This window comes from Desulforamulus aquiferis (assembly GCF_030577015.1).
In the GTDB taxonomy this organism is placed as follows: Bacteria; Bacillota; Desulfotomaculia; order Desulfotomaculales; family Desulfotomaculaceae; genus Desulfotomaculum; species Desulfotomaculum aquiferis.
Genome location: NZ_JARPTC010000022.1, coordinates 76,007 through 89,396, shown reverse-complemented (window position 1 = coordinate 89,396; position 13,390 = coordinate 76,007). Strand labels below are relative to the sequence as shown.

The window sequence follows — 13,390 nt, the reverse complement described above, 5'->3', positions numbered from 1 at the left end:
TTTTTTATTATTCATCGACCCGAAGTTTTTGATAAGACAGGAAGGAATAAACAGTAGTAACTACAATTGGGAGTAAAATTCCTACCATGACTAAGGCAAAACCCATTGATGGAGGGGTGAAAACTCCCAGAAGAGCGACCAGGCCTCCGGCAACCATTAGCTTGCCGCCTAGCCGATGGGTTTTATTCCAAACCTCTTCACTTGCTAAGGTCCAGGGCAGTCTGAACCCAAGGGTGTAGTTATACCTTACCTTGCCCATGTAATTACCAATTACTATAATGAGAAGGGGAATGGCTATTCTAACCATAAGGGAAATATTTATATCGTAGCCTAAACCCACTAATAGGGTGAATAGGTTAAGCACAACCATCAAAGCAACAGTGGCCAGTCGGATTTTTTCATAGCTTGAGGCGAATTTTAAATAATTTTCCTTTTTGGGATCAATTTTAGGTATGAAGGTCATCAAAAGGTATATGCCAAGGGGCAGCAATGGTAGGATAAAGGCCGCAACAGATTTATGGGAGTAATTATCTACTTCCCCCTTTATATTCCAGTGTGTGGGTACCTGATCAGGGAGATATGGGTAGAATGAAGCGCAGACACCCCAAAAAATGATAAGTATTATAACTGTAAGCCAATTCAATTTGATCTTATTTTGATTCGTCATCATCTTTACCTCCTTTTTTAAAAAAGCCGGCAAACCATCCCATGACCTCATCCAGTACCGTGGTATTCAAGGAATAGTAAATGAACTGTCCTTTGCGGTCGTCTATTACCAAGCCGGCATTTTTCAGTACACTTAGATGATGGGATATACTAGGGCGGGAAATGTTAAAACGGTCTGCAATTTCTCCGGCAGTCAGGTCCTTATCCTGCAGCATCCGCAAGATTTCCCTTCTGGTTGGGTCTGAAAGGGCTTGAAATGTTGAATTAATAGTTGGCATAGCACCCATCCTTTAGATATTTAGAAACTTATCTAACTATCTACAATATATACCCTGGGGGCCAAAAAGTCAACCCACCTTAAGAAGAGGTGGGTTGAAACCGTTCATAGTTTTGGTGATACATTGCAGAGACAATCATAGTAGGGTGTGCCGAGTCCCATATCCGGCAGGAACTGGGGAGTCAGCATATTAACGCCGTTGCCATGCAGGGCCCAGGAGCCTTGATAAATTAGTATAGTATCTTTCCTAAGTGCATCGCTAAATCGAGCGGTGCAGGTTATTTGCCCCCGTTTAGTAGCGATATTTACCAACTGATTCTCTTTTATACCCACTTTACCCCCTGTATCCGGGTGCAGGTAAACCGGCTGGATATCCATTCCCTCTGAAGCAAGGTTCCAAAATTGGGAGTGAAGATAATCGGAATGATGGGCAGTTATCAAGTGAAATGGATACTGCATAGCCAGGGAACTATCCCGCACCAGGCTTTCCCTGGGTTCCCTATACTGGGGAAGGGGATTTACCCCGTCAGCCAGGGCTAGCTGGGAATAAAGTTCAAATTTACCGCTGGGAGTTTCAAAAACGCCATCCTGCCAGGGAACGTCAGGGGCCACCGGGTTGCGTACAGGTCCCTGTTTGAGTTTATCTAAAGTAATGCCGTAGTTTGCCAGGGGGACCAGCGCCCTTTCCAACCATTCCTCAGCCGAAAGATTAGGGAAGCCCCCCAAATTCATATATTGGGCCAGCCCTGAAAAGATATGGTGATCTGAACGGCTTTGCCCCAGGGGCTCTACGGCTTTGGGGGAGTAGGACAGGTAATGGCTCCAGGAAGAGTAGACCACATCCTGTTCTTCTAAGAAAGTTGTACAGGGCAGGAATAGGTGGGCCATTTCCGCTGTGTCATTGAGGAAAAAGTCTACAACAACATTAAATTGGGATTGGGCAAAGGCTGCCAGAACCCGGTTGGTATCCGGTAACTGGGTCAATGGATTGGAGCGGGTGACAAAAATGCTTTTCACAGGAGGTTTAGCCTCCATTATGGACTCAGCCAAAGTAGGCCAGTTAAGATGACGTATCTCTGGTAAGAGTTCACTGCCGGTAATATCATTAATCAGTCCAAACCAGTGCTTGCCGGAATAGTTTACCCCGCCGCCGGGCAGCCCGAGGTTGCCAGTTATTGCTGCCAGGGCATTAATGGCTCGAACAGTCTGCCCCCCATTAGTGTACCTCTGCAGACCGTAACCAAAGATTATTGTGGCAGGGGAAATAGTACCATATTCTTTGGCTATAGTACTAATTAATTCAGCACTGACATCAGTGATCCGGGATGCTTTTTCAGGGGTATACTCTTCCACAAGCTGTTTATATTCCTGATAACCAAAAACCCTACTATTAATATATTCTTCATTTATCCAGTGATTTTTAATTATTTCATGGGCTACTGCCAGTGCCAGAGCACCATCGGTGCCTGGACGGGGTGCTAAATGTAAATCGGCCAGAGAGCAACTGGCGATTTTAATCGGATTAATAACAAATATCTTAGCTCCCCTAGCTTTGGCCTGCCTTAGGAGGGGCATAAGCTGGATATTGGTCGAGGCAGGGTCCCTACCCCAGAGGATAATCAGCTTAGAGTTCAACAGATCATCCCAGCAATGCAGTTTGGGACGTCCAAAGTCATAGGCCTGTGCCTTATTACCGCTACCCCAGCAAATACTGCCGGCAGGACGGGAACAACCCCCAAGGGCATTAAAGAAACGCTGGGGGAGGCTTTTTAAAATCCCTTCAGATCCCCCATTATCATGATGTAAAACAGAGGTGGGTCCGTAGGATTTTGTTATCTTGGTTAGGTTATCGGCGATAATTTCATATGCCTCGGTCCAGGAAACAGGCTGCCAGCCTGAGCTTGTTTTTCTAAGGGGTGTTGTAACCCTTTCAGGGCTATAAATGCGTTGTAAATGTTTTTTGCGTCCCTTGACACAAATAAGCCCCTTATTTAAAGGATGGTCTGGATCTCCAACAATTTTGGTGATCTTGTCTCCTTCCAGGGTGGCCAGCAGACCACAATGGGAATAACAGTCCATGGGACAAATAGTTTTTATCAATTGACTCACCTAAATCGCCTCCTAACAGTGTCATTTTATCCCCTGGGGAGGGCTTTTGACAGATAGTTTCTCGACAATCTGAAGAACCCGGATTCTTCTTAGCTATTATTTTTAGTCAGCAATTGATGTAAGTCATTCTTGGGCAGTGGTTTGCTAAATAGGTACCCTTGTAACTCGTCACAGTTTTGAGCTTTTAAAAATTCAAATTGTTCGATTGTTTCTACACCCTCAGCGATAACCTTCAGCTTTAGGTTATGGGCCAAAAGTATGATTGTCTTAACAATGGAGGCATCATCTGGGTCAATGGTGATATCACCAATGAAGGAACGATCGATTTTGATTTTATCAATGGGTAATCTCTTTAAATAATTCAAAGAGGAATAACCCGTCCCAAAATCATCAATGGCTATGGATATACCCATTTTTCTTAACTCTAAAAGCATTCTGTTGGTAAACTCCACGTCCTGCATGGCAACACTTTCAGTAATCTCAAGCTCTAGCCAGTGCGGCTCCAGGCCTGTTTCCCTAAGTACATTTTCTACTGTTTGTACAAGAGTCTGCTGCTGAAATTGGCGGCCAGATATATTTACTGCCATTCGCATGGGTGGGAATCCTGCTTCCTGCCAGGCCTTATTTTGGGTACAGGCTTCCCTCAGAACATATTCTCCAATGGGAATGATGAGACCGGTATTCTCCGCAATGGGGATGAACTCTGCCGGTGAAATCATGCCTGTTGTAGGATGCTGCCAACGAACCAATGCCTCAACCCCAAGTATTCGACCTGTGCTTACCTCTATCTGGGGCTGGTAATGAACATGGAATTCCTTACGCTCCAGAGCGTGACGCAGATTGTTCTCTGTTTTTAAGCGCTGTAGGGTCTTAATATTCATAGAAGGTGTAAAGAACTGGAAATTGTTGCGCCCAAGTTCTTTAGCCTGGTACATGGCGGTATCAGCGTGTTTTAAAAGTGTATCAGCATCTTTGCCGTCATTGGGGAAAAGAGCAATACCCATACTGGTGGTAATATGAAATTCATGGTTTGCCAGGGACCAGGGCTCCTTAAAGGAAGTGAGTACCTTTTGGGCAACCCGGGCGACCTCTTGTCCGTCTGAGATATCCTGCAATAATATGGTAAACTCATCCCCACCAACCCGGGCTATGGTGTCACCTTTACGGAGTAGACTTAAAAGCTTATGGGAGATACCCTTTAAAAGGGTGTCACCCATGTCATGTCCCAGGGAATCATTAACGATTTTAAAAAAATCCAGATCCAAGAAAATAACACCCAGGGTCTTATTACTTCGACTGGCCTGTTCAATGGCAAGGCTAAGACGGTTATTAAACAGGGCACGGTTAGGCAGACCAGTCAAATGGTCATGAAAGGCCTGAAATCTCATAATTTCTTCTACCCTGGTACGTTCAGCCAACTCCTGTTGAGCTTTGTAATAAAGTCTGGCATTATCCAGTGCGATGGAGGCCAGACGGGCAAACCCAGTCAAGAGCTTAATCTCATTTTCGGAGAAAATTCTCCCTTCTTCTTGGGTTGCCAGGCCGATGGCCCCGACTACCCGATGCTCCCTTTTAAGAGGAACAGATACTATAGAATATATACAAATATCAATAAATTTGCTGGAGCGGCCGGACCAATGTTCATAATCATTAACAATCAGCGGTTGGCCAGATTCCCATACTTTTCCTGCCATACCTTCGCCCTTATTCAGAGTTATACCTATATAATCTTTAAATATACCTGTGCTAAACTTCATTTCCATACAGGTTTTGTCATCTCTCTCCAGATAAATCCAGCCTGAACTGGTTCCAAGGAGTTCACCCGCCCGGGTAATGACAGCTTCCAGCAGCTCATCGAGGTTAAGCCTGTTCATTAGAGCCAGGGTTGTTTCATGTAAAGACTCAAGATATTTATTGTGATGCTGAATTTTCTCTTGGTCGTGCTTTGTAGAGGTTATGTCATGGAAGTAAATGGATAAGCCTTCCTTTGAGGGAAACACATGAATATCAAACCACTTACCCACAGATTTATAGTAATATTCAAAGGTGACAAATTTTTGTTCATCCAAACTGGAACTAAACATTTTTTCGAGATTTCCATCAAAGGTATCGGGAAATTCTGCCCAGAGGATTTTGCCTAGCAAGTCATTTTTGTTTCGAACTAGTAATTTTTCTGCTTCTGTATTAAGGTAAGTTATTGCATACTGGTGGTTTACCGCAAAGAAAGCATCAGTAATGCTTTCTAAAATTGTGTTGACCCTGGTGTGTGCTTCATAAAGTTCCTCATTGGTAGCCCTTAGTTGCTCCTCCATGGCCACAAGTTCTTCGTTGGTTGCTACCAGTTCCTCATTTGTAGCTGTTAACTCTTCATTTGCTGCCGCAATATCTTGTTCATATTGTTTACGTTGAGAAATATCTCTGCCTTCAGCAACAAGATAAATAACTTCCCTATTTTCGTTAAAGATAGGAGTTAAGCTAAAATCTAGCAATAGTTTTTTATCTGAGCTTAGTTCACTGTGTATTTCATATTGGATGCTATTGCCGTTTGCCGCCTGGGCAATGACTCCTTTTAAGAAATTCCTTGTTTGGGGGTTATTGTTCAACCAGGGAGTTTCCCAAAATTTTTTGCCCGTCAACTTAGCAGCCGGGGGATCCAGCAGATTAACTGCAGCCCTATTGGCCATTAAAAGGGTGCCATCTGGGGATAACTTTCCGTTCAAGGTAGTCAAACTATCAATGTACTCTTGAAGCTCCCTCTCCTTAGTTTTTAGGTCATTAATGGAATTTGCTAGCTTCTGGGACATATGGTTAAACTCCCCGGTTAGCATTCCTAACTCATCATTTCTGTTGGGTAAAGTTAGCTGAGTAAGGTGTCCATTTGCAAAGTCTTTGGAGGCTTCGGAAAGGGTGGATAGGGGAACCAAAACGCTATTCAGATGCCTAATGGTAATCATAATAATAAAAACAAATAGTATAAGGCCTAGAAAAATTATCAGTGTATGGTATTGATTTTCTAAAGTTTCAATGGCATTTAGAGAGGTACCTAATTTGAGTGCACCAGCATGTTGATGATTTGCGTCGTAATAGGGAATTAAAATGTCTAATGTAGGCTCTGTCTGAAAATGGGAATTGACATGGCCAGCACCTTTGTTAATCAGGTGTTCAGCAGTTTGGCCTGATTTGGCAAAGTGCATAAGCTCGGGATCGTCAGTTACGTGTCCAACCTTTCTGGGGTCAGTATGTACCAAAATCTTCCCATTGGAATCCACTAGAAGAATAAAGGATAGATCCTTTTTCTGCTGATATAGTATATTGATTACCTGATGCCTCTCTTTGTTTTCCAGTAAAGGAAGGGTATGCTGCAGGTAATAACCAAGATCCTTGGATTTATCAACTGTGGAATTTATTTGCCAGGGCAAAATATAGGTATAGAAAAAAATTGCTATTACACTATATATGGCAATTCCTAAGGTAAACATCATTATTATAAATTTTGTACGAATTTTCATTTTGTCCCTCAGAGTTGAAAAAATTAGTTAATATGAGCATTTACGACACCAAAGTCTTTTTTCCTCTAAGTTCATCCAAAATATCGTTTAAACACATAAAAAGATACAACTGGGTTTTAATAAACCAGAGCAGCGACATTCGAAGCAGTGGAAACAGCGCTTCGCGAAGCTGAGGATGCGAAAATGGGTGAGCGGACATGGACGTCCGCTAAAGCCTGAGGTAAACACGATGTTTACTCGAAGGTGGCCCGTTTTCGCCCGAAGCAAGCGATTAGCGCTGTCCACTGCGGAGAGAGGAGTCGTGAGGGTTTATTAAAACCCGTATATAGGTGGTTTCTCGACAATGTAATAATCCCCAACGCTAAGTTGGGGATTATCCTTTTTATGTTTTATTTATTGGTATAAATTACGGAGTTCTACGGTAAGCCTGGTAAATTCCCCTTGATTTTTTTCATCCAGTGCCCTGTCTATTTTGCTGAGGAGTTTTTTTCTGCGGGATTCTTTGTAATTAACATTACGGGCAGCCTCTACCAGCATCCTATGGGCCATGGACATGGGATTAGGAATTCCTTGCACCTGCTTTCTCCCGGAGCGAGAACAAAGCTTGCATCCTGGAGGACTTGCGTAGGATAGCCAAATAAACAATTTCTTAGGTGGGTTGTTTTTTAGTTGATGGATTACCTGATCAACTGACCCGTAGTTAATATTGTTTAAACGGAAATCAAAGGGGAAGGTGTTGGTATACACCGCAGAAACAAGTAGGGCATCTTTCTTATCAGACAGTTTGCTGGTAAACTGAACCCGGGACAGTAAATTCTTGTTTTCCTTTATAAAATCAAGAACCCGGGCTGCTTCAGGTTTTTTTAATCGATTTGTACGTAGAAACCAAACTAGTAACTCCCTCTTCTCAGCTAATGAATTGGCTAACACGGTGGTCCCCCCTTTAACAAAATAGTTATCCTTAATAATAAGGAATTTGACCACAGACCCTTAAATCCTGCTTTTTATTCTGTGGGAAAAAGTTACATTTTGCTTTCTATAGGAGAGAATAGTACTATCAATTCTATATTCTTAAGGGATATGAAACTAGACTAAATAAATAACAATTGTCAGTTGGCAATTTTAAGTTAATAAATATTGGAGATGAATTATGCTAAAAAGTGAACATAGAACAAAAGCCCTAGGGAAAAGGATCGGCGAGGAAATGGAAGGTTGGACGGTTGAGCGGGTATTAAGGCAGAATCTTGGGGTTTCTAGGGGCCTGCTGAGAAGGGCGAAGGGATCAGGGAGTATTTTGCTAAATGGCCAGTTGGTAAAAACCAACCAAAGGGTAGCTGTGGGGGAAATGCTGGAAGTATATTTTGAGGAAGAGAAACATTCAATTATTCCCCAGAGGATGCCATTGGATATTAGATATGAGGATGAAGGACTTCTTATAGTTAATAAGCCTGCCGGTATCCTCGTTCATCCCCTGACCAATGAACCCACTGGGACCCTGGCCAATGGGGTAGTGCATTACTTCCAGGAGCAGGGGGAGAATATTCGTTTTAGGCCGGTACACCGACTTGATCGAGGGACCTCAGGCCTGGTCTTAGTAGCTAAAAGCTCCTATATACATCATCAATTAGCAAAACGGTTGACAGCAAATTTATTTACCCGTCGATATATAGCTTTGGTGCATGGGCAAATGAAGGAGGACAGGGGCACCATCCGGGAACCTATTGGTCTTGTCGATGGAAGCTTCATAAAGAGGATAGTGACTTCCCAAGGGAAGGAAGCTGTTAGCAGGTATCAGGTATTGCGTTCTTTTAAAAAATGGAGTCTGGTTGCTGTTGAACTGGAGACTGGTAGGACGCATCAAGTAAGGGTACACTTGGCCCACTTAGGAAATCCCCTTTTAGGAGATAACCTTTATGGTGGAGATAATAATTTTATTGCTCGACCGGCGCTTCACTGCGGTTTTCTTGCCTTTACACATCCTCACTCAAACCAGGTGATAAAAGTGGCCTGCCCAATTCCAAAGGATATGAGAAAGCTGTTAGGTTAGGCCCCAACAGTTTTCTCTTGTGTCTGGGCTTTATCAGTTTTGATACTAAGTGCCGCAAATAAATTAGCGAAGGCAATAAGTGCAGCAACCAGGAATACATACTGATAGCCCATCTTTAACCATAACAAACCACCGAAAAAGGGTATTGTCATAGCTACAATATGATCGAGAGTAAGACCCATGGACAAGGTTGGAGTGAGATCATCAGGAGAATCAGCAATCTTATTTAGATAAGTGGCCCGAGCCATATTACAGGCAAATAAAAGCTGGTCACCTACATAGCATGCATAGACTAGCCAGATAGCGAGACTTCCTAGACCCAAGTTGCCTGCAAAACCATAACCTAGACAGACCAGAACCAGCATTATTGATTCCAGACTTATAATTGTTCGCTCACCAAATCGATCAATGGCACGGCCAAGCAGTGCCCGAAAGCCTATGCCTGTTACAGTGCCAACTAATCCAAGCAGGGCAAAGGTAGTGACCGGCTGATCATATACCTTGATTAAAACCCAGGGTGCAAAGGTTAAAAATATTTGTTTTCTAGCACCAAATAGTACATTAAGCCAGTAGAACAGAGTATACTTCCTTTTAAGAAGAAGCCTATGTCTTTTTGTTTTACTCTTGCGGGGTTCCATCATTAGGAGGCAGACACAGGCCGCAAAGGTACTAAGACCGGCCAGTGCAAAAATAGTACTATAGCTTAGGTTCATATACTTAAAACCAAACCAGACAATTAAAAAACCGACCAAAGATGCAGCGGTCTTCACAGCACCTAGTTGACCTAATCTTTTTCCCACCTCCCCTGGTTTAGATAAGGAAACTCCAATGCTGGATTCCAAGGGCATTGATATGTGGGCGCCAATACTCCAGATAATCATCCAAAGGACTAACCAGGAAAAGCTGGGAGATAAAAAGCCGAGTCCTAACAACCCAAGCCCCAGAATTAGATTTGCGATGAGGGCTATGCGAACATCTGGTAAAAAAATTAGCAGTCCCATGAAGAATACCACCAGGAAACCTGGCAGTTCCCGGGGAAACTCCAGGGCACCCCTGGCTACTTCACCTATATTGAATACATCACTTAAGTAGTTATTAAAGGTTGGCTCATACAAACCCGTGTAAAAGCCCAGGAAGGCACCCGCCAGTATAAAAAGAAAAAAGTCCCGTTTTTGACGGGTCCTCAGAGTTTGATCCATCACCTATTCCTCCAGTTTTCTGCAAAAAGAACATGAGCATATTGTAATCCTGTATCTTAAAAAAGGCAATAAAAAAAAGGCCCTAAGCCCCTTGTTTAAGAGATTCTATTGCTTTTAGTAAATCTTCGTTGAGCTTTGAAAACCACTCCCTAAGCTCCTGCTGTTTTTCCTGGCGAGCCTCATTTTGCTTAATCATTAATGATAGGGCCACAATGGCTTTTTCCTTATCACTCATATTTCTACCTCCTTTCAAGTAATATTATAACCTTTAATCTTTATGGTTTGATTAAGATTAGGTAAAGCTTAATGAATTATCCTAATTGTGTCAAGTAAAAAAATATCCTAATTGGTAGTTGCAGTGCTATAATAATAATACAAGCCAACCTAAATCTATTTGACTTAGTAAATATTGCTTAACTAATTAAGAACCTTTAAGGGGGTATTTTTGTGGATAGAGAACTGGCCATGGAAATTGTTAGGGTTACAGAGGTAGCCGCTCTGGCATCTTCACGCTGGATGGGGCGGGGTAAAAAAATTGAAGCTGATCAGGCGGCCACCAGTGCAATGAGGGCCATGTTTGATTCAGTTAATATGGATGGTACAGTGGTCATCGGTGAGGGAGAGATGGATGAAGCACCGATGCTTTATATTGGTGAAAAAGTCGGGTCCGGCCATGGACCTGAGGTTGATGTGGCGGTGGATCCACTGGAAGGCACAAATATTGTGGCTAAGGGACTAAACAATGCCCTGGCTGTGGTAGCTATTTCGGACAAGGGCAACTTACTGCATGCCCCGGACATGTATATGGAGAAAATTGCAGTGGGTCCCAGGGCGGCAGGCTTGATTCACATTGATGATCCTGTACCCAAGACGCTGGAAATAGTGGCCAGGGCCAACCGCAAAAGAATCCAAGATTGTACTGTCATGATTTTGGAACGGGAGAGACACATGGAAATTATTGAAGCCGTCCGACGAACAGGTGCCAGGGTAAGATTATTCAGTGACGGAGATGTGGGTGCAGCCATTGCCACCTGCTTTGAGGATACAGGTATAGACCTTTATATTGGTACTGGTGGTGCTCCTGAAGGTGTAATATCTGCTGCAGCCATTAAAGCCTTAGGCGGAGAGCAACAGGGCAGGTTAGCACCGGCAGATCAGGAAGAGTTTGAACGCTGTGTTAAAATGGGTTTAAAGGACCCCAGGCAGGTTTTGATGATGGATGATATGGTGCGAGGCGAAGATGCCATCTTTGCCGCCACAGGTGTTACAGATGGGGAGCTTCTCAGGGGAGTTCGCTTTGTTGGTAATGACCGGGCAGAAACCCATTCAATTGTAATGAGAGCACGCACCAAGACAGTCCGTTGGATTAAGGCTCTACACAGTATTCCCAATAAGCCCCACTTGATTATGGAGTAATGACAGCTAAAAAAGTACCCCCGCAGCTTCGATTGTGGGGGTACTTTATATTAGTATGACTTTTATTTGTTACAGGTGTTACGTTTTACCATTAGCATCGTCTTTAAGAATGAATAACGTTATTCCCCTTATATTCATGAAAAGAGGTACTGTAAATGACCCCAGCAACTAATACCCGGCATCCAGATGGCGATTTGCCATTTGAAGAGCTTTATGACAGATATTTTGAGCCGGTTAACAGGTATCTACGCTACCGGGTAGATAGTACCTGGGATGCGGATGATCTTACCACAGCTGTCTTTATGAAGGCGTTGGAAAACTTTCATAAGTACAGGGCTGACGGCCCCTTTGCCGCTTGGGTCTTTAGAATTGCTCATAATGTTTATGTTGATTATATTAGGGGACGCCGGGAGTATGCCACCAGCGATATAATGTTGGAACTGGCCGCAGGTTCGGAAGGCGGACCGGAGGAACTGGTGCTGCAGGGTGAAGAGTTAAAGAAGCTTCGCCAGCTGCTAAAAAACTTGGCACCTGACTATCGGGATGTTGTAGCCCTTAGGTATGCTGCAGACCTGCGTTTTGCTCAAATAGCACAGGTTCTAGGTAAAACCGAGTCTGCTGTAAGGATGCTTCATCATAGGGCCCTTAAACAATTAAGGGTTAGCTATGTGAGCGAAGGGGGTGGGGCCTAATGTCAGAGGACAAATTTAAAGATTCAGGGACCAAGGTTTTACCCATTGAGGACTGGCTTAAAGCAAGACAAGAAGGTGAAGACGGCCTTTCTCAACTACTAAACCATATGAGAAAGGTGAGGGATGCAGTACCAGTCAATCGACGTCTTCAGGTGGAGCTGCGCAAAAAACTAATGGAACGCCAGAGGGAACTGCTGCAGCAAGGTATGGGAAATGTTCCCGCAAAGACTGAAAAGGTTAGCAAAGGAATTGTGGCTGCCCGACCTTGGTTGATACCTGCTATAAGTGTAGCGGTTGTATTTATGTTAGTCTTTGCCATTGGTAGCATCTGGAGGCAGAATAGTGGTGACTATTTGCTGGAGGCCTCAGGGACTCCCCAGGAAATTTCCCGTTTCTGGACAGAATCACAGCCACTACAGCCTGCAATCAGCCCGGATGGCAGCCAAATTCTTGTTGTTAGGGGCGGGGGATTGGTACTACTCTCTGAAACAGGTGTGCAAATGTCATCCCTTGAACCCCCAGAAGGTGGATATTTTCGCTCTCCAGGTTGGTCACCGGATGGTCAGCAGATAGCCTTTGTACTGGGTAGTTCTGCTGGTTCCGAGGAAATAAAACAAATGCCAACCAGTGAATTAAGCTCTCCGGCTAAATCCAAGCTTCTTAACACCGCTAAGCAGAAGTCGGCGGATCTAGTTGGGGCGGAGTCTATGGAAACCAGCGAAGTTGTAGCTTTCTCAATGGCTAGTGCTGATGCCTTAGCTGATCAGAAAAGTGAGCCGGTGACCTACTGCTCCAATCTGGTTTACTCGCCCGATGGAAAAACAATTGCTTATGTATCCAAAACTGCCGGTGAAAAATCCTCAGTATGGCTCATGCTTGCTGATGGAAGCAATAAATTAGTTACCGAGGGTGACAATCCAACGTGGTCACCGGATGGCCAGAGCTTAGTGGTCCAGAGAACCCATGGTTCAAAGGGTTACAACCTATGGCTGGTAAATGTAGAAACCGGAGATAGTCAACTACTTGGGCAAGGTGAAAGGCCTGCCTGGGGAACAAATGGTTATCTGGCCTTTGTTAATGAGAAGGCCCAGGAACGTATTTTAACCTTCCAGCCTGATGGGGAACCCCAATATAGTGTCAGGCAGCAGGTTCCGGAAATCAGGGTTGTTTATATGGGTAAAGACGGGTCTCCTATTTTAAAGAAGCTAAATGAAGGTGAAAGCTGGATGTCGGCCAGTACCCTTCTGGTGGCAACTGAAAACAGAGTTTCCGGCATGGAAATTAATTGGCTTCGTCAGCAGGAAATAAGCGGCTCCCACGGGCCAAAGACACTGGTGCTGGATGAAATAAATAAATGCGAGGGTCAAGTATTTGGGCCCGATGGTAAATGGTTATTGTTTGCTCGCCGAGACGGCGACACCGTGGCATTGGTTAAGCTTAGGTTAGAAGAACGGTGGGAGAAGCGGAGGGACTAG

At 44.0% G+C, this 13,390-nt stretch carries 11 protein-coding genes; 4 read left to right on the top strand and 7 right to left on the bottom strand.

From position 1 onward, the window contains the following. Positions 1–7: 7 nt before the first annotated feature. From P6N53_RS15225 to P6N53_RS15205, 5 genes are all read right to left on the bottom strand, one after another. Complete coding sequence (locus P6N53_RS15225; protein ID WP_304544675.1) at positions 8–670, bottom strand: SdpI family protein; 663 nt, start codon at positions 668–670, stop codon at positions 8–10. Beyond that, positions 651–944 carry an autorepressor SdpR family transcription factor gene (locus tag P6N53_RS15220; protein ID WP_304544669.1) on the bottom strand — a complete coding sequence of 98 codons (294 nt, stop codon included), beginning with the start codon at positions 942–944 and terminating at the stop codon, positions 651–653. The genes P6N53_RS15225 and P6N53_RS15220 overlap by 20 nt, the downstream gene beginning before the upstream one ends. A gap of 104 nt (positions 945–1,048) precedes the next feature. Beyond that, on the bottom strand, positions 1,049–3,052 hold the full coding sequence (locus P6N53_RS15215; protein WP_304544667.1) for a molybdopterin-containing oxidoreductase family protein: 2,004 nt from the start codon (positions 3,050–3,052) through the stop codon (positions 1,049–1,051). A gap of 89 nt (positions 3,053–3,141) precedes the next feature. Further along, positions 3,142–6,561, bottom strand: coding sequence for an EAL domain-containing protein (locus P6N53_RS15210; protein WP_304544665.1), 3,420 nt, complete (start codon positions 6,559–6,561; stop codon positions 3,142–3,144). Positions 6,562–6,954: 393 nt separating this feature from the next. Continuing rightward, positions 6,955–7,491 carry a YpiB family protein gene (locus P6N53_RS15205; protein ID WP_304544663.1) on the bottom strand — a complete coding sequence of 179 codons (537 nt, stop codon included), beginning with the start codon at positions 7,489–7,491 and terminating at the stop codon, positions 6,955–6,957. A gap of 220 nt (positions 7,492–7,711) precedes the next feature. On the opposite strand from P6N53_RS15205, the gene P6N53_RS15200 reads away from it, so the two are divergent. Then, positions 7,712–8,608 (top strand): RluA family pseudouridine synthase, encoded by an 897-nt coding sequence (locus tag P6N53_RS15200; RefSeq protein ID WP_304544661.1) that lies wholly within the window; start codon positions 7,712–7,714, stop codon positions 8,606–8,608. Here P6N53_RS15200 and P6N53_RS15195 read toward each other — a convergent pair. Further along, complete coding sequence (locus P6N53_RS15195; RefSeq protein WP_304544659.1) at positions 8,605–9,807, bottom strand: MFS transporter; 1,203 nt, start codon at positions 9,805–9,807, stop codon at positions 8,605–8,607. The genes P6N53_RS15200 and P6N53_RS15195 overlap by 4 nt on opposite strands. Positions 9,808–9,889: 82 nt before the next feature. Further along, positions 9,890–10,042 (bottom strand): peptidase, encoded by a 153-nt coding sequence (locus P6N53_RS15190; protein ID WP_304544657.1) that lies wholly within the window; start codon positions 10,040–10,042, stop codon positions 9,890–9,892. A gap of 212 nt (positions 10,043–10,254) precedes the next feature. Here P6N53_RS15190 and glpX point away from each other — a divergent pair, with 212 nt between their 5' ends. From glpX to P6N53_RS15175, 3 genes are all read left to right on the top strand, one after another. Continuing rightward, on the top strand, positions 10,255–11,223 hold the full coding sequence (gene glpX / locus P6N53_RS15185) for a class II fructose-bisphosphatase (protein WP_304544655.1): 969 nt from the start codon (positions 10,255–10,257) through the stop codon (positions 11,221–11,223). A gap of 155 nt (positions 11,224–11,378) precedes the next feature. Further along, complete coding sequence (locus tag P6N53_RS15180) at positions 11,379–11,915, top strand: RNA polymerase sigma factor (protein WP_304544653.1); 537 nt, start codon at positions 11,379–11,381, stop codon at positions 11,913–11,915. Then, a complete protein-coding gene (locus P6N53_RS15175) occupies positions 11,915–13,390 on the top strand; it encodes a TolB family protein (protein ID WP_304544651.1) in 1,476 nt (491 codons plus the stop codon). The genes P6N53_RS15180 and P6N53_RS15175 overlap by 1 nt, the downstream gene beginning before the upstream one ends.